This window comes from Hydrotalea flava (genome assembly GCF_001623405.1).
GTDB lineage: Bacteria > Bacteroidota > Bacteroidia > Chitinophagales > Chitinophagaceae > Hydrotalea > Hydrotalea flava.
Genome location: NZ_LUHG01000045.1, coordinates 66,778 through 85,144 on the forward strand (window position 1 = coordinate 66,778; position 18,367 = coordinate 85,144).

The 18,367-nt window shown below is 39.4% G+C and carries 15 protein-coding genes; 13 read left to right on the forward strand and 2 right to left on the reverse strand.

Annotated elements, in window-relative coordinates:
* The first annotated feature begins 182 nt into the window (after window positions 1-182).
* Window positions 183-1,496: an APC family permease gene (locus A0F92_RS04730; protein ID WP_253810171.1), complete on the forward strand. Its 1,314-nt coding sequence runs from the start codon at window positions 183-185 to the stop codon at window positions 1,494-1,496.
* Between the two features lie 18 nt (window positions 1,497-1,514).
* Here A0F92_RS04730 and mqnC read toward each other — a convergent pair whose 3' ends face one another.
* A complete protein-coding gene (gene mqnC, locus A0F92_RS04735; protein WP_068242216.1) occupies window positions 1,515-2,639 on the reverse strand; it encodes a cyclic dehypoxanthinyl futalosine synthase in 1,125 nt (374 codons plus the stop codon).
* Window positions 2,640-2,906: 267 nt separating this feature from the next.
* Between mqnC and A0F92_RS04740 the strand changes: the two genes are divergently transcribed.
* From A0F92_RS04740 to A0F92_RS04755, 4 genes are all read left to right on the forward strand, one after another.
* Complete coding sequence (locus A0F92_RS04740) at window positions 2,907-4,121, forward strand: aspartyl protease family protein (protein WP_068242218.1); 1,215 nt, start codon at window positions 2,907-2,909, stop codon at window positions 4,119-4,121.
* 93 nt (window positions 4,122-4,214) lie between these two features.
* Window positions 4,215-5,456: a M16 family metallopeptidase gene (locus A0F92_RS04745; protein ID WP_068242220.1), complete on the forward strand. Its 1,242-nt coding sequence runs from the start codon at window positions 4,215-4,217 to the stop codon at window positions 5,454-5,456.
* Window positions 5,453-6,733 carry a M16 family metallopeptidase gene (locus A0F92_RS04750; protein ID WP_068242223.1) on the forward strand — a complete coding sequence of 427 codons (1,281 nt, stop codon included), beginning with the start codon at window positions 5,453-5,455 and terminating at the stop codon, window positions 6,731-6,733. Before A0F92_RS04745 ends, A0F92_RS04750 begins: the two co-directional genes overlap by 4 nt.
* Window positions 6,734-6,744: 11 nt before the next feature.
* Entirely contained in the window at window positions 6,745-7,092 is a 348-nt protein-coding gene (locus tag A0F92_RS04755) for a phage holin family protein (protein ID WP_068242225.1), read from the forward strand.
* Between the two features lie 75 nt (window positions 7,093-7,167).
* On the opposite strand, the gene mutY is transcribed toward A0F92_RS04755, so the two are convergent.
* On the reverse strand, window positions 7,168-8,232 hold the full coding sequence (mutY, locus tag A0F92_RS04760) for an A/G-specific adenine glycosylase (RefSeq protein ID WP_068242227.1): 1,065 nt from the start codon (window positions 8,230-8,232) through the stop codon (window positions 7,168-7,170).
* Between the two features lie 213 nt (window positions 8,233-8,445).
* Here mutY and A0F92_RS04765 point away from each other — a divergent pair, with 213 nt between their 5' ends.
* The 8 genes from A0F92_RS04765 (at window position 8,446) to A0F92_RS04795 (ending at window position 18,158) form a co-directional block, all read left to right on the forward strand.
* A complete protein-coding gene (locus A0F92_RS04765; protein WP_068242229.1) occupies window positions 8,446-8,736 on the forward strand; it encodes an HU family DNA-binding protein in 291 nt (96 codons plus the stop codon).
* A gap of 20 nt (window positions 8,737-8,756) precedes the next feature.
* A complete protein-coding gene (locus A0F92_RS04770; protein WP_253810173.1) occupies window positions 8,757-9,605 on the forward strand; it encodes a tetratricopeptide repeat protein in 849 nt (282 codons plus the stop codon).
* Window positions 9,606-9,917: 312 nt separating this feature from the next.
* A complete protein-coding gene (locus A0F92_RS04775; RefSeq protein ID WP_068242231.1) occupies window positions 9,918-11,492 on the forward strand; it encodes an Rne/Rng family ribonuclease in 1,575 nt (524 codons plus the stop codon).
* Between the two features lie 206 nt (window positions 11,493-11,698).
* Window positions 11,699-12,853 carry an acyltransferase family protein gene (locus A0F92_RS04780; protein WP_068242233.1) on the forward strand — a complete coding sequence of 385 codons (1,155 nt, stop codon included), beginning with the start codon at window positions 11,699-11,701 and terminating at the stop codon, window positions 12,851-12,853.
* 698 nt (window positions 12,854-13,551) lie between these two features.
* Window positions 13,552-15,501 carry a M1 family metallopeptidase gene (locus A0F92_RS04785; protein ID WP_068242234.1) on the forward strand — a complete coding sequence of 650 codons (1,950 nt, stop codon included), beginning with the start codon at window positions 13,552-13,554 and terminating at the stop codon, window positions 15,499-15,501.
* Window positions 15,502-15,943: 442 nt separating this feature from the next.
* On the forward strand, window positions 15,944-16,105 hold the full coding sequence (locus A0F92_RS16035) for a GxxExxY protein (protein WP_394330964.1): 162 nt from the start codon (window positions 15,944-15,946) through the stop codon (window positions 16,103-16,105).
* A gap of 396 nt (window positions 16,106-16,501) precedes the next feature.
* Entirely contained in the window at window positions 16,502-17,539 is a 1,038-nt protein-coding gene (locus tag A0F92_RS04790; protein ID WP_068242236.1) for an alpha/beta hydrolase, read from the forward strand.
* A 184-nt stretch (window positions 17,540-17,723) separates the two neighbouring features.
* On the forward strand, window positions 17,724-18,158 hold the full coding sequence (locus A0F92_RS04795) for a YceI family protein (RefSeq protein WP_394330965.1): 435 nt from the start codon (window positions 17,724-17,726) through the stop codon (window positions 18,156-18,158).
* Window positions 18,159-18,367 lie beyond the last annotated feature (209 nt).

The window sequence follows — 18,367 nt, forward strand, 5'->3', positions numbered from 1 at the left end:
AATATACAAACCGGAAGAGGCGATAACAAATATTTTTTTACAGTATATGCGAAAAGATTGCAGTTAAATATCATGCCTGTTTTCGATTGGCTTTCCCTTAATTTAGTGGCGGAATTCAGCATGGAATTCTAAAGGCGATTGGTGTGTTTTTGATAATCATTGAACAGACTTAATTTTTCTTCTTGAAAAAAATCAGCGTATACACGGCAGCCTCCATAGTAATTGCGAATATGATTGGCACCGGTGTTTTTACCAGCGTAGGCTTTCAGCTCAATGCCATTCAAAATACCTGGAGTATTTTGAGTTTATGGGCTATTGGTGGCGTACTTTCACTTTTTGGCGCATTTGCGTATGCCGAATTGGGTACCCACTACAAAGATTCCGGCGGCGATTATATTTATTTATCCCGCATATTTCATCCTGTATTGGGTTATCTCTCGGCCTGGGCAGGTTTAACCGTTGGTTTTTCGGCGCCGGTAGCCTTGGCTGCCATGGCATTTACCCAATACCTTTCGCCCGTACTGGGCTTTGCAGGTAACCAATGGTTGGCCATTGGTATTATTGTGCTAATTGGGCTAATGCATAGTTTTACCATTCGGCATAGTAGCCAACTCCAAAATATCAGCACATTGGTTAAAATAGGTTTTATTGTAATCTTAATCATTATTGGTTTGTTGTATGCCTCACCGGCAGCCAATGCCATTCAGTTGAATAACAACTGGCATAAAGAAATACTACAACCCGGATTTGCAGTATCAATGGTATATGTGGCATTTGCTTATACCGGCTGGAATGCTGCTGCGTACGTGGTAGATGAAATTGAAAATCCCGGCATTAGCCTGCCACGTGCCTTAATTGGCAGCACTTTATTTGTTACCGTGGTGTATATTTTATTTCAATATGTATTATTGAAACATGCTACCGTATCGGCTTTAAAGGGCAGGGAAGAAGTAACTTTTATTGCCTTTAACAATATTTTGGGTACTACCGGCGGTAAATGGGTGAGTGCTTTTATTGCCATTCAGTTAATAGCTACCATTAGTTCTTATTTATGGGTGGGGCCAAGGGTAACCTGTGCTTTGGCGCAGGAAAATACGCTCTGGCGGCCTTTGGCAACTAAAAATAAAAATGGTATACCGGTGGCTGCTGTTTGGTTGCATGTGGGTATTGCTATTGTACTACTTTTAACCGGTTCGTTTGAAAAAGTATTGCTGTATGCCGGTTTTATTTTGCAGTTAATGGCATCCTTAACAGTAGCTACCAGTTTGTTTACAACGCCAAAGCCACACAAAACATTTAAAAGTCCGTTAAAACCTTTGTTGCAAATTATTTTTTTGTTGTTTAATGTATGGGTACTGGTATTTACGCTGATGGATAAACCGGTTGAAAGTACTATCGGCGTTGGGATATTACTGGCAGGGTTGGTATTGTATTTTTTCGATTCACCTTATCGGCCGCAACAAAAAGGGACAACTGCAATGGAGTTGCCCCAGTAAAAGGCACTAGTGTATTTTCTAATAATTAATTATCTGTTCTTCTATCGTTTCGGGAATATTGCGCCACTCGTATTGCTGGTTTCTGAGCTGGGGTTCAAAACCTGCTTCACGGATGGCATCCTGGATGGTTTTATAGGTAAACCGATGGGGTGCTCCGGCGGCACTTACTACATTTTCCTCAATCATAATACTGCCAAAATCGTTGGCGCCGGAATGTAAACAAACCTGAGCGGTTTCTTTTCCTACGGTTAACCAACTGGCTTGTATGTTTTTGATATTGGGCAGCATAATGCGACTAATGGCAATCATCCGGATGTATTCATCGGCAGTGGTTAAATTGTGCACGCCTCTGATGCGGGTTAACAGGGTATCTACATCTTGAAATGTCCAGGGTATAAATGCCAGAAAACCTTTGGTATTGGCGGGTTTCATGGCCTGTACTTCGCGAATGCGGGCAAGGTGTATAAACCGCTCTTCAATGGTTTCTACATGGCCAAACATCATGGTAGCACTGGTGGTAATATTCAGTTCATGGGCTTCATGCATTATGGTCAGCCATTCATCTGCACCACATTTGCCTTTTGATATTAATCTTCTTACCCTGTCAACCAATATCTCAGCACCTGCACCGGGCAAAGAATCCAATCCCGCTTCTTTCAATGCAGTTAATACTTCACGGTGGGTTGATTGTTCTAATTTGGTAATATGGGCAACTTCCGGCGGACCAAGTGCATGCAATTTAATGGTGGGAAATTCCTGTTTGATTTGCCGGAAAATATGGGTGTAAAAATCCAAACCCAACTCCGGATGGTGGCCGCCTTGTAGCAACAACTGATCGCCACCGTAACGAATGGTTTCCTTAATTTTTTTCCGATAGGTATCCATATCGGTAATATAGGCTTCAGCATGTCCGGGTATACGGTAAAAGTTACAGAACTTACAATTGGCTATACATACATTGGTGGTATTTACATTGCGGTCAATCTGCCAGCTAACCTTACCATGTGGCACCTGTTTTTTCCGCAGCGTATCAGCCACAAACATCAATTCGGTTAGTGGGGCCTGCTCAAACAAAAACATGCCCTCCTCAATGGTTAAAAATTCCAGATTTAATGCTTTCTGATATAAATCATTCAATTGCATAAACAATATTTAAAGTGTAACAAAGGTAGGGGGCTAAAAGTTGTATTTACAAATGCAGCTTATAATAAACCCTATTTTCATGTGTTGCCTTTTTTTGGTTGCACAATACTCATCCATGCTTCGGTTAAAACATGTCTTTGTTTTTCCGTTTAAATATTCATCACACCTTTCGTGTTTTTGTATAAACTAAACTTGTGTAAATTATAAATCTTGCTTATATTGAATAACATTACCCATACATGCTAAAATCTGAATGGGAATCATTGCATGAAATCAATCCTTGTATTTTGTATCAGTTTATTCAGTATTTCATTAATTGAGGCACAGTCGGTACAAGCTACTAAAACCTTTGCCCAATTGCTCCCAAAACCCATAGCCGGTTTTCAATTTATACAATTAAGCGGAGGCATCATTATTTTAAAAGCGGCTTTGGATGATATACCCGATTCACTCAATTTTATTTTAGATACCGGCAGTGGCGGCATATCGCTCGATTCGGCTACGGTAGATGAATTTCATTTGGAAAGGGTGCACACCGACCGCACCATTCGGGGAATTGCCGGCATTAGAAAGGTTGATTTTACTTATCATCATCGCCTTTCATTTCCGGGGTTGAACTTAGATAGCCTCGATTTCCACATCAATAATTACGATTTGTTAACCAGCGTTTATGGCGTAAAAATTGATGGCATTATTGGCTATTCGTTTTTTAGCAGGTATGTAGTAAGTATTGATTATGATACCCATACCATTGGGGTGTATCCGCCGGGTCCATTTAAATATCCAAAGGGTAGTGGCGGATATATTTTACATCCCCGGTTTAGTACATTGGTATACCAGCCGGCTACCATTACCGATGCCCGAAAAGTGCTGAGCCGTTTTATTTTTGATACAGGAGCCGGGCTGTGTTTTTTAATTTCCGATCGTTTTTTGCAGGATAGCAATTTGCTGAAAACCAAACGCAAATTATACCCCACACAAGCCGAGGGTTTGGGCGGTAAAAAGGAAATGCAGTTAACCGTTACAGAAAAAATTAAGATTGGCCCCTACCAGTTCAGAAGAGTGCCTTTACTAATATTCAGGGATGATTACAATATTACCAGCTATCCCTTTTTGGGTGGCATTCTGGGTAATGATTTGATGCGCCGGTTTAATGTAATTCTCAATTATTCAGAAAGAAGTATTTACATTGTTCCCAACCAGCATTACTTCGATCCATTTGATTATTCTTATACCGGACTGGGTATTTATTGGGTAGATGGTGCCGTAAAAGTAGTAGATGTAATGCCCGGCTCGCCCGGCGATAGGGCAGGCTTTTTACCCGATGATATCATTCTTGCCATGAACAATGTGTTCACTCAAAATATTCAAACTTTTAAAAATATACTGCAAAATGCAGGCTCAAGAATAAAAGTAATTGTGCAACGCAAAGGCCGACTCGAAACTTTAGATTTGAAAATTGTGAATATTTTGCGCCGATAAATCCTGTTTTATCAATTTTTAAATCTGCTGTTCCAAAACAGGTGCGCTAACTCTCCTTTTTTGTTGCTATTTTGCACCCTTCACTGAACGATTATGATTGAATTTAACCGATTTGTTTTAGAGAATGGATTAAGGGTACTGGTACATGAAGATACCGCTACACCCATGGCTGTTGTGAATGTGATGTATGATGTGGGTGCCCGTGATGAAAACCCAGCTAAAACAGGCTTTGCCCATTTGTTTGAGCATTTAATGTTTGGCGGCAGCAAACATATTCCCGATTATGATGAGCCCCTGCAAAGAGCCGGAGGCGAAAACAATGCCTATACCACCGACGATTTAACCAACTACTATTGCCAGTTGCCCGCCGAAAATATTGAAACCGCCTTTTGGTTAGAGAGCGACCGGATGTTGAGTTTGGCCTTCAGCAAAAAAAGCTTAGAAGTGCAACGGAAAGTAGTGTGTGAAGAGTTTAAAGAACACTATATCAACAAGCCTTATGGCGATATGTGGCATAAAATGCGGGCATTAGCTTATCAGGTGCATCCTTACCAGTGGTTAACCATTGGTAAAGAACTGAGCCATATTGAACAGGTGCAGTTAGAAGACGTAAAAGCATTCTTCTTCAAACATTATCGACCCGTTAATGCCATATTGGTAGTGGCAGGCAATGTAAAAACCAACAATATCCGCCGTTTGGCCGAAAAATGGTTTGGCGATATACCCAAGGCCGAAAAATATGTACGCCATTTACCTGCCGAGCCTTTGCAAACGGCTGCCAGAACAATGGAAGTAACTGCCGATGTGCCTTTGGATGCGTTAATGAAAACCTGGCACATGGATGGGCGCTTACACAAAGGCTACTACGTTGCCGACCTGATTACAGAAATTTTAGGTGGTGGCAGCTCTTCCCGTTTATACCAGGCATTGGTAAAAGAACAGCAATTGTTTTCTGATATTCAATGTTATCAGTTGGGTAGTATTGATCCGGGATTGTTAACCATACAGGGCAAATTGGTAAAAGGGGTTGCCATGCAACATGCCGAAGCTGCCGTGAATGCGGTAATACAGCAATTGGTGGAAGAGCCGGTATCTGAAACTGAATTAATGAAAATTAAAAACCGAACAGAAAGTGTGATTGTGTTTGAAGATATGGCCCTCATGAACCGTGCCAACAGCCTGGCTTATTATGAACTGCTGGGCGATGCTAATTTGATTAACCATGAACTGAACCGTTATCATGCCGTTACTATAGAAGATATAAGGCAAGGTGCACAAACTATTTTTAAACCGGAAAATGTAAATACCCTTTATTATTACAGCAAAGCATTATGATGAACAGAACCCAACAACCTTCCATTACTGAACCTATACACCTGCATTTACATTTACAGCCTGCCAGGCATTTTACACTCGATAACGGTGTACTCGTTTATGCAGTGGAAGCTGGTGCTCAGGAAGTAGTACAGTTAGAATTGGTTTTCCATGCAGGTAACTGGTACGAGCAAAAAAATATACAGGCAGCTACCACTAATTTCTTATTAAAAAATGGCACCCGCACCAAAAATGCATTTGAACTGAATGAACATTTTGAAATGTATGGCGCTTATCTGAACCGGGGCTGCTACCACGAAAGGGCTTCGCTTAGTTTGCACAGTTTAACCAAATACCTGCCACAGTTATTGCCTGCTATGTCAGAAATTTTAAGCGAGTCGATTTTTCCCGAAGAAGAACTGAACATTTACCGGCAAAATCAAAAACAACGGCTGGCGGTGAATTTGAAGAAGGCAGATTTTGTGGCCAATCGTATGATAGATGCCTATTTGTTTGGTGAACAACATCCTTATGGCAAATACAGTAATCCGGCTGATTATGATGCATTAACGCGTGAAGATCTCTTGCAGTTTTATGCGCAATATTATTTGAAAGGCAACTGTACCATTTTTATTGCCGGTAAATTACCGGCCAATGTTGAGCAGTTGCTCAATCAGTTTTTTGGTCAACTGCCATTGAACGGTACTGCATTGGCGAAGCCTAATTTTTCAATTACACCTTCGGCTCAGAAAAAGTATTCTGTAATGAATGATGCCAATGGAGTACAGGCTGCCATTCGTTTGGCAAGGTCTTTTCCCAATCGCCATCATCCCGATTTTTTGAAAGCGCAACTGCTGAATGCATTGTTTGGCGGATTTTTTGGGTCGAGGCTGATGAGTAATATTCGCGAAGACAAAGGCTATACCTACGGCATCCACTCTTTTATACAGGCGCATCAGCAACAAAGTGCCTGGATGGTTACTACCGAAGCGGGAAGAGATGTTAGCCGCGCTACCATTGAAGAAACCTATAAAGAAATGCTGGCCCTGCAAAAAGAACCTGTAACGGCAGAAGAGTTGAGCCTTATTAAAAATTTTATGATTGGAACCTTGCTGGGTGATGTGGATGGGCCTTTTCATATCATAGAACGTTGGAAAAGCTATATTTTGAATGAGATGCCTGCCGATTATTTTTATACCAGCATTCAAACCATAAAAAACACTACCGGAGAGGAGCTGCAGGTACTGGCAAAAAAATACCTGAATCCGGATGATTTTTACGAACTTGAGGTGATATAAATTAGAATTGTATGGTATCATTCCTCTCTAAAGTATTATTCACAGCGGTAGCCATACTGCTGGCCACATTCATTTTGAATGGCGTGCATGTGAATAGCACTGCTACTGCCATATTGGTGGCGGCTGTGCTGGGTTTACTGAACACATTTGTAAAACCCATCTTAGTGCTGTTAACCATTCCATTCACCATACTTACACTGGGTTTATTTCTGTTGGTCATTAATGTAATAATTATTAAATGGACATCGGTGCTGGTGCCCGGATTCAGGGTTGATGGCTGGTGGCCTGCCCTTTGGTTCAGTATCATTGTATCGCTCGTATCTTCTTTTATAGAAGGGTTGGTGCAAGCTCAGGAATAAAAATGTTTTATAAAATTTTATGGGCTCAGCAATCATCTGTAATACATAACAATTATGTATTGGTGTACTTCAGTATTACCATATTCCTGCATTTTTCATTAACTGGTGTATAAATTTCGGAAAAGGTTTTTCTGCCAGCTTTGCCAATGCAATGGTTTCATATTGTTGCAAGGCAGGCAATTCTGTTTTGAATTGAACATGTATCAATCTTCCTGAAATTTGTTGGTGTGTAAGCTGCTGTGTTTCCTTGCCCGAAACCTGCAATAAAGTATAATCCTTCACCCCCCATTGTTCGTGTAACCATTGCTGCACCTGCCTTTCCGTCCATTCTATTTCTTCTGCACTTTCAACCAAAAACAATTCATACAAATTTTCCCATATATCTTTTCTAGCTCTTTTGTGTATCCATACCATTCCATTGTGTTCCAATAAAAAATAATAAAACCTGCGTTTTTTTTTCAGCAATATTTTTTCTTTCACGGGTAATTGGTATACAGTTCCTTCCTGATGTGCTTTACAGATGGGCTGTAATGGACAAGCACTGCAGTGTGGTAACATCGGTTTGCATACCGTAGCGCCAAAATCCATAATTGCCTGATTAAATAAATCTGGGTGTTGCTTGCACAATACTTCCTGTGCCAGTTGTGTAAATACCTTTTTTCCTTTTGTACTATCGGTAGGGGTATCAATGCCAAATACACGTGCCAACACACGAAAAACATTACCATCTACCACGGCATAAGGCAGTTGAAAGGCAAATGAAGCAATGGCTGCTGCTGTATAAGGGCCAATTCCTTTCATACCCAGCAGGGCAGTATAATCGGCAGGAAATTGTCCGCCGTATTCTTGTAATACGAATCGTGCAGTATGCAATAAATTTTTGCAGCGGCTGTAATAGCCCAGTCCTTCCCATAATTTAAAAACAGCTTCATCTGTTGCATGGGCTAAATCGGGCAGGCCAGGGTACTGCTTTAAAAAGCGTTCATAATAAGCCCAACCTTGTTCTACACGGGTTTGTTGCAGTATAATTTCGCTCAGCCATATTTTATAGGGGTCTTTCTCACCCTTCCAGGGCATGGTGCGTACATTATGGTGCCGGTGCCAGTGCAAAAGCAAGGGTGTTAATTTTTGTTGCCGCATAGGGCAAAGTTGTAATAAAATTGGCACAATACATGAAACTGTTGAGCGGTTAAAGTATAATTCAATCAAAGAATATCCGGCATAATATTATGTAAATCATGCACTTATAAATATATTTGCAATCAGTCATTAATATGTATTATTTTTTTATTTTCTTGTATTACTCAAAATTTATCCTAATTTTAAGAACTATTTATCCGAAAAGCTTTTTTTATGAGAAAATCAGATCTCATTACCATCATTTCCGAAAAAACAGGTATACCAAAAGTGGATGTACTGGTAACGCTTGAAACCATGTTAGGCGAAATAAAAAACAATCTGGCTGCCGGTCGTAACATTTATATCAGGGGTTTCGGCAGTTTTGTTACCAAAAAAAGGGCGGCTAAATTAGGCCGTAATATCAAGTACAATACCACAGTGCAAATACCCGAGCATTTTGTTCCCGCCTTTAAGCCTGCAAAAGAATTTATGGAGGAAGTTCGGAACAAGCGCAAGTCGGAATAACTTTGCGCAAAATTGAAATAGTGAAAAGAAGTCAAATTTTACTGGTTGCCGGTGCCGTTGTGGCGGTAGTGTTGTTATTTGTATTTGGAAAAGTGAGTGCCCCCAAATCCTCCGGAGCCGCAGCTTCAATGGAGCAACAGGCAGGTGCACCACCCGCAGTTCAGTTCAAAGATATTTTACAAAAAGCCCGCCAGCAGCTCAACCCCGAACAAAATCAAAGAATCATTGCCCTTGAAAATGCCATAACCCGTGGCGATGTAAAAGACCAGCAATTGCACGTTTACCACCAGTTGGCAAAGTTCTGGAAAGACTCTGCCCACGTTTTTGAACCCTATGCTTATTATACTGCACAGGCAGCTAAGTTGGAGAATTCGGAAAAAAGTCTCACATTTGCCGCCCAACTGTTTGTAGATAACCTGCTGACAGAGAATAATCCGGCTATGCAACACTGGCTGGCAGAAAATGCAAAAGATCTTTTAGATAGGGCACTTGTTATCAATCCCAACAACGATTCCAGTAAAATAGGGTTGGGGGCTTGTTATATGTTCGGCAATATTTCCGATAATCCCATGCAGGGTATCCTGCCGGTTCGTGAAATAGCGCAGAAAGACTCCAATAACCTCTATGCACAAATGGTATTGGGGTTAGGCGGTAAAAAAAGTGGTCAGTTAGACAAGGCAATTGAACGTTTTCAGTTTATTGTGCGGAAAGATCCGCATAATCTGGAAGCCATTTTTCAGTTAGCCGAAACCTATGATATGCAGGGCGATAAAGCCCATGCCATTCAATGGTATGAAACGGCTAAACGAATGATTAACAATGATGCCATCAAAAAAGAAATCGATAAGCGTATCAATGAACTAAAATAAATTAATTAACTAAAAAAAACCTGACAGCGTATGCCTTGTGGTAAGAAAAGAAAACGTCATAAAATTGCTACTCACAAACGTAAAAAACGTTTAAGAAAAAACCGTCATAAGAAAAAGAATAAATAATTTCTTAACAGGTTTTCATTTTATAAAGTAAAGGTCTCCGTATCCTTTATACAGGAGGCCTTGCTTCTGTTTCACTGTAATGTATTTGCCGCCTCCTTTCCGCTGCAACTTTACCTTTCCCACCTTTAAGGGTAAATACATGAAGTGTACACTGCGTGCTCCTGCTTATAACCGGGGTGCGTCATTATGTATATTAAAGTTGCCAAATTTGTGAACAAAGAACTGATTATTAACGTCTCCCCCAGTGGGGTTGAGATTGCTTTACTGGAAGATAAAAAACTGGTAGAACTGCACAATGAAAAAGCAGATGCCAATTTTGCCGTGGGCGATTTGTATTTGGGAAAAGTAAAAAAACTGATTCCAGGATTGAATGCCGCATTTATTGATGTGGGATTTGAAAAGGATGCTTTTTTGCATTATACCGATTTATCGCCCTATGCACACTCTATCCTGAAATTTACCCAATTGGCTATGCACGATAAGGGCGAAAAACCTTTCGACTTTAGTACTTTCAATATTGAACCTGAAATTGTAAAAACAGGCAAAATCAATGAAGTACTGAACGGGAAGCCCAATATATTGGTGCAAATTTTAAAAGAACCCATTGCAGCCAAAGGCCCACGCCTCAGTTGCGAATTAAGCCTACCCGGCCGGTTTGTAGTATTAACCCCCTTCAACGAAATTGTTGCTGTATCTAAAAAAATTCATTCTGCTGAAGAAAGAAAGCGCCTGCATAAAATTGTAGAAGCCATTCGCCCCAAAAACTTTGGGGTTATTGTTCGTACTGCTGCTGAAGGTAAAAGTACTGCGGAACTGCATCAGGATTTAATTGCACTCAACGAAACCTGGAAGCAAATTCAACACAACCTGAAAGGTGCAGTGGCACCGGCTAAAATACTAAGCGAGCAGGATAAAACAACCAGCATGCTGCGCGATTTGCTGACAGTAGATTTTAACCGGGTGGTGATTAATGATAAAAATATTTACAACGATACCAAGGCCTATATTCAAAAAATTGCACCTGATAAGGCCGATATTGTTACCTATTACAATGGCCCCTTACCCATATTTGATCAATATGGGGTAACCAAACAGGTAAAAGGCTCTTTTGGTAAAACGGTGAACCTGCCCAGCGGTGCCTATTTAATTATTGAACATACCGAGGCCCTGCATGTTATTGATGTAAACAGTGGGTATAAAAGTGTTAGCAATAACCAGGAAGAGAATGCCCTGCAAACCAATTTGGAAGCAGCAGAAGAAATTGCGCGGCAGTTACGCTTACGCGATATTGGCGGCATTATTGTGATTGATTTTATTGATATGAAATTGCCCGATAACAAACGAAAATTGCAGGAAGCGATGGAAGCATACATGCAAACCGATCGGGCTAAACATGCCGTATTGCCTATTTCCAAATTCGGGTTAATGCAAATAACCCGCCAGCGGATGCGTCCGGAGGTAAACATCAATACTTCTGAAATTTGTCCGGCCTGTGGCGGCACTGGTATGGTAACGCCTTCTATATTACTGGAAGATGAAATAGAAAAACGACTGCAGTATCTGGTAACCCATGGTCATAAACAAATTGACTTATATGTGCATCCCATTGTATATGCATTCTTAACCAAAGGTTGGTTCAGGTCTATTGTAAAAAAATGGAAAATGAAATTCAAAATTGCTCTGAAAGTCATGCCCAATAACAATTATAGCTTTATAGAGTACCATTTCTTTGATGAAAATGAAGAAGAAATTAAATTCTGATTAATGCACATAAGGCTATCTTCGGATAGCCTCTTTTTATGCCGCTTTTTATTGCAACAAAATGGAAGGAACAAATAGTAGCAGTAAAACAGTTTTTTGTTTTCGTAACAGATGCATGCCATAACGCATGCTCAATAAATAAACAAACCCTAACCCTTTGTTTTCATTTCTTTTACTTAATTTAACGCCTTGCCAAATACCCTTCTATGCAACAACAGCGTTATTATTCCTTAGATGTATTTCGCGGTGCTACCGTAGCACTCATGATTTTAGTGAATAATCCGGGCTCATGGGAACATATTTTTAACCCATTGGAACATGCACCGTGGCATGGCTGCACACCCACCGATTTGGTATTTCCCTTTTTCCTCTTTGCCGTAGGTAATGCCTTCTCATTTGTACTACCCCGATTTGAACAAAAAGGGAATGCCTTTTTCCTAAAAAAAGTTTTCAAAAGAGCCATCCTTATTTTTCTCATTGGCCTCTTTTTAAACTGGACGCCCTTTGTGCAATGGCATGATGGCCAATTAGTTATTAAAGGTTTTGAACAAGTACGCATTATGGGCGTATTACAACGCATTGCACTCAGCTACTTTTTTGCAGCGCTGATTATTTATTATGCTAAGGCCCGTGGCGCTTTTGTGATTGGCTGTATTATTTTATTATTGTATTGGGTACTCACCCTGCTGGCAGGTGAGCCTGGCGATCCTTTTAGTCTGCAGGGCTTTTGGGGCACTTCATTCGATATTCATGTATTCGGACTGAACCACGTGTACAAAGGAGAGGGGGTGCCTTTCGATCCGGAGGGACTGTCGAGTACGCCCGGTGCTGTGGTGCAGGTAATTATTGGGTATTTAACCGGACAATACATACAACAAAAAGGAAAAACCTATGATATGCTGGCAAACCTCTTGGTGCTGGCACTCGTATTAATGGCTGCCGGTTATGCCTGGGATATGGTATTCCCCATCAATAAAAAAATATGGAGCAGTAGTTATGTGGTATACACCAGCGGTTTGGCCATGGCTACACTGGGCATTCTCATCTATGCCATTGAGTTTAAAGAAAAACGAGGTGCCTGGAGCCACTTTTTTGACGTATTTGGTAAAAACCCCCTTTTTATTTTTGTACTGAGTGGCTTTTTACCCCGTATACTGGGTTTAATACGCATACCACATGGCAGTAACGCAGTGGGCTTGCCGGTATATATTTCACCTTTTGGCTGGTTTTATGAACAAATCTGTAAACCCATTAGTACCGATGAACGCATCGGTTCTCTTGTTTATGCCCTTATTTTAATTGCCTTTTATTGGCTCATTGTATATATGCTGGATAAAAAGAAAATCTACATCAAGGTGTAGCCGTTAGTATCTTTTACTTAGCTTACATATCAATGTTAAATATGAAATTTATGCAAAATGAGATGTACAAAATCCAGCCCATGCCTAATGCGTAATCATGTTGAATACTTATTGGTGGCCATCCCCCCAAACAGAAAAAGCATAGAAGCTGCCACGAAGCCATGTAACAGGTATATGAATGAAATGCCATCTTCCACAAAGACTTGCTAAAAACCAATCGCCAAAGGCCCCTACGTGTGCTCTGCGTTATAACCTGGCGCCCTTTGCGTGAAAAAAATGAACCACAGTTAATTAGCATACAGTAAGGATTCCCTTTCAATGATTAAAACCCCTAAGACAAGTATTACTGACACGAACCCACAAATAAAGGAAAGAAAATTTTTAAAGCATCACCAACAGCCTACCCTCCGTACCCCCTTTTCCTCTCTACCTTCTTCGAGACTGATTCGAAACAGGTTCGACACATTTTTGGCAAATGCCGAAAAAGACTGGTATATGCATCAAACTTGTCGAACACCTGTCGAACAAATTCGCTGAAATACCCATTTTACTGCATCTTTTTTCTAAAACCTTAATTTTTCTATAAAAAAAACACCAATCATCAAATAATTCCATCAAAAAACAAGCGGCATACTTATCTTAGATGCTCTTTTTTTTGGATACTTTCCGATTATTTTTTTAACTACAAAAATTTGCACATGAAGCAATTCAATTCTTTTGTTGTTTTCCTTGTATTGGCCTGTGGCCTTAATGCCCAAACTGCCGGCTCTTACAACCAACACGAAGCTTTTGCCCCGATGTTTTATCCTGCCTTTGGCGATAAAATAAGAGCGGCAGATGGTACCCCAGGCCCCGAATACTGGCAAAACCGGGCCGATTATAACATCGATGCAAGTATCGATACCCTGGCACAAAGCATTAAAGGTGCTGTACGCATCAACTATACCAACAACAGCCCGCAAAACCTCTCGTTTCTTTGGTTGCAGTTAGATCAGAATATCTACAACCTATCCTCTCGCGGGGTAGCAACTACCGCGGTAAGTGGTGGCCGTTGGGCTAATCGCAATAATTTTAATGGTGGTTATCATATTGAATCAGTTGATGTGGTGGTAGATGGTAAAACCGAAAAAGCCAACTATCTTATTAACGATACCCGTATGCAAATTAAACTGGCCAAATTGTTGAAAGCACAGGGCGGAAAAATTCAGATAAAAATTAATTACAGCTTTAAAATTCCCGAATATGGTACCGACCGTATGGGCAGGCTGAATACAAAAAATGGTTGGATTTATGAAATAGCACAATGGTACCCCCGTATGTGTGTGTACGATAATGTATATGGATGGAATACATTGCCTTATTTAGGCCAGGGTGAGTTTTATTTGGAATATGGCAATATTGAATACCATGTTACCGTACCCGGCAATTTTATATTGGTAGGCTCCGGTGAATTAATGAATCCGCAAGAGGTATTAACCCCAACTGAATTAAAACGTTGGAAAGAAGCCACTCAAAGTGATAAAACAGTGATGCTGCGTACGGCAGCCGAAGTTACCGACCCCAATAGCCGGCCATTTAAAAAAATGCTTACCTGGAAGTTTAAATGCCTGAATACGCGTGATGTGGCCTGGGCTGCCTCCAGATCCTTTATTTGGGATGCTGCCCGCATTAACCTGCCCAGTGGCAAAAAATCGCTGGCCATGAGTGTGTATCCGGTGGAAAGCAATGGCGATAGTAGTTGGAAACGCTCTACCGAATTTGTAAAAGGCGCTATTGAATATTATTCAAAATATTTATTTGAGTTTACATACCCAACTGCTACCAACGTAGCCGGTATTGTGGGCGGAATGGAATATCCGGGTATAGTATTTTGTGGGTATCGTGCTTCAGGTTCCAGTTTATGGGGTGTTACCTCACATGAATTTGGCCACAACTGGTTTCCGATGATTGTGGGTAGCAATGAACGTAAGTTTCCATGGATGGATGAAGGCTTTAACACCTTTATTAATACCATGGCCGATGCACATTTTAATAATGGCGAATTTTTAAATCACCGCATGGATAACCACCACATGGCTGCCCGTTATGTATTTAGAGATAGTACCGAAAGTATTTTTACCATTCCCGATGTGGTACAACCCCAAAACCTGGGTATTTATGCTTATTATAAACCAGGTATGGGTTTGGAATTGCTGCGCGAAGAAATTTTAGGCCCCGGCCGTTTTGATAGTGCCTTTAGTTACTATGTGCACCAATGGGCATTTAAACATCCCACACCCTGGGATTTTTTCCATTGCATTGAAAACTATACCGGCGAAACTTTAGATTGGTTTTGGCGGGGTTGGTTTATGCATAGCTGGCGTATTGACCAAGCGGTGAAAGGCGTTGCATATAACAATAATAACCCCGCCGATGGCAGTATGATTACCATTGAAAATTTAGGTCAGTTGCCCATGCCGGTTACTGTGGCAATTACAGAAGCCAATGGTAAAACTGGTACCGTTCATTTGCCGGTTGAAATTTGGCAGCATGGTGCTACCTGGAAATTCAGGTACCCATCTACCGATAAAATTACCAAAGTGGTGATTGATCCAAACAACAAAATACCCGATTTTAACCATGCTAATAATACCTGGAAAGCAGAGTAATTAGCACAGTTATTTCATGCAATAATTTCCGGATGGAGTACCTAAAATACCCATCCGGAATTTTTTTTGTGCGGCACTTCCAGTCAATTACCGGCTTTAAGTTTAGGGTTGTTTACATGGTCTTGTCCTAAAATAGGTTCACGGAATTGTTAACTTTATTTCGCAAAAAATGATTGTTTGAAACGTAGATTAATTGAATTAAAAGATTGCACGCATTATAAGTGGAGAATTGAAATACAGGAATATAACTGCGTAGATAATTGGGGCTTCGTTTGAAGTGCATGAGTTTTTGTGAAATGGATTTCAGGAAGTAATTTATTAAAGGGCTTTGGCGTATGAAATATGAAATGCGAAAAGCAGGATTAGAATTTGAACGGGAGATAGAGCAGGATATTTTTTATAAGAATTAGAAAAACCAATAGGCACTTGAAGAGCTGATTTTGTGGTTGAAGGTAAAGTGTTGGTTGAGCTTAAGATCATTATACAATTTGAAGATGTGCACCTGGCACAAGCATTAAATTATTTAAAAGTGTATAAACTGGCAATAGGCTTACTGATAAACTTCGGCAGCAAAAGCCAAACTTTTAAGCGACTTATATTATGATGGAAATTAATTGTCTGAATTCCAGATTAGACGGATTAAGTGATTACAATTACACGGAAAAAAATCTATGACTTCTGCGTAATCAAAAAATCTGTGATGCAGACAAGAAGGTTGTTTGGGTACAGAAAAGAATTGATGAAATATGCAAGCTTATAAATGTCAGAACCTACAAAAAGATGAATTGCCTAATAAAGTCAAATATCGGGTTTTACGTGTCGGCGCCTTTTTCCGTAGCAACCATAAACTATTGTTTTTAAAAGTAAAAAAATAAGTGGGTTGCAACACCAACTATTTTCTACTTACACAGTTTATTAGATAGTCCTTAAAAAAATTAAATTCGATTAAACCATTAGCAGTATAATTTGTCTACTTTTAATCAATTTTAAATATTTAAGAATGAAGCCTTTAGCATTGTTTATTTCGTTGTTACTTTTTCTATTAGTTTCTTGCTCAAAAAATCAATCCCCTACCTATACAGATGATGATTTAGCAGGTCCAATTTCACGACCACTTTCAGGATATGGCTCAGATGGTAATTATACAGTTGCAAAAGTTACTTTCCCAAGTCCATTGTATAGCGGTAAAAATGTTGAAATATTTTATCCACAAGGTATAACTTCTCCAAAACCAACAATATTTTATTCTCACCCATTTGGGGGCGAAGAAAGTGCATATAATATTGGTCTGTTCGAATTTATAGCAAAAAAGGGATATGTTGTTGTTTTTGCACCCTATCCAACAACAGGTGTAACAATTGATGAAAGATATAATACATTATGGGAAAGTTTCAAAAAAGCTGTAACCAATTATCCTAATATAATTGATACAACAAGAGTTGGTTTTATGGGACATTCATTTGGGGGTGGAGCTTCATTTGCATTGGCTCATAAGGGATTTATGGATGAAGGTTGGGGAAAAAATGGGCGTTTTATTTTTGTAATGGCACAATGGTATTCATATCAAATTACACAATCCGAGTTACAAAATTTTCCAGCAAACACAAAATTAATTACACAAGTATATGATGATGATGTTATAAACGACCATCGACTTGCGATTGATATCTTTAAAAATATCAATATCCCAAACTCTGAAAAAGATTTTATCTTAATAAAAAAATCAGTTTTACCAAATTTTACATATACTGCTGACCATGATTTGCCGAATACACGAACTTCTTATGATGCTTATGATTATTATGGAATTTATAGATTGCTTGATGCATTGATGGATTATAGTTTTAATGGAAATGCAACGGCAAAAAATACAGCATTAGGAAATGGTTCAGTAGAACAAATAACTATGCCAAGTTATAATGGACAAGCATTATCTCCATTAGTAGTAACGGACGATCCTATTGCATTATATCCACAAAGCAAATATTTATTTCGATGTGGTGCACCCGATAATCCTAGAAAGGCATATTGTAATTAAATAGGAATAAGGTAAATGTACAACATTGTAAAAGGGGGCGGAATAATAAAACATTTGCTACTATCAGTAGTAGTCAGCTATAGACGAATAAAGCCCGGTAAATATGCTAAACTTCATAAACAAAAGCCCACTCTAAATTAATCTTTACCGTTATCCATTTAATGGTATCGGATATAGGTTTATTATTGAAAATTTTGATGTAAATATTCAGACTACCAAACCTGATTTTTGTGTTGCTCTATTTACCTTAACGGCCAAGGCTGCTTTTATTAATACCGAGGTAGAAATGCGTGATAATGATTTGAAAAGTTCCAACTTTTTTGATGTAGCGAAATTTCCGTTGATTGCTTTCAAAAGCACTTCAGTTCAACCACTAGGTAATAACCAATACAAATTAATCGGTAATTTAACAATGCATGATATTGCCAAACCGGTAGCTATGAATTTGTTGTATCGTAGTACTATTACAAAACCTATGATGAAGAAAGACGATGCCGATTTTAAATTACACGGTACTATTAATAGCATCGATTTTAATATGGGTAGTAAATATCCGTCCGCTGTAATAAGTGATGCGCTAACCATTGAAGCCTATGGTGAATTTGCTAAGGATAATTAGAATTTTTAAATACAATTTTTTAAATATAGCAGGGTATTGAGCCAGTTTTTTGTTGCACTTAACTTATTATAAAAGCAATTATCATGGTATCACTTTTATTCATTTGCAGCAAAAAAATGGGCTACTTATATACACACATATATTTTTTTTAATTGTGTGATAGGTGTGGTGCCAATTATAAATATATAATTTAAAAATATTTGTTTTCG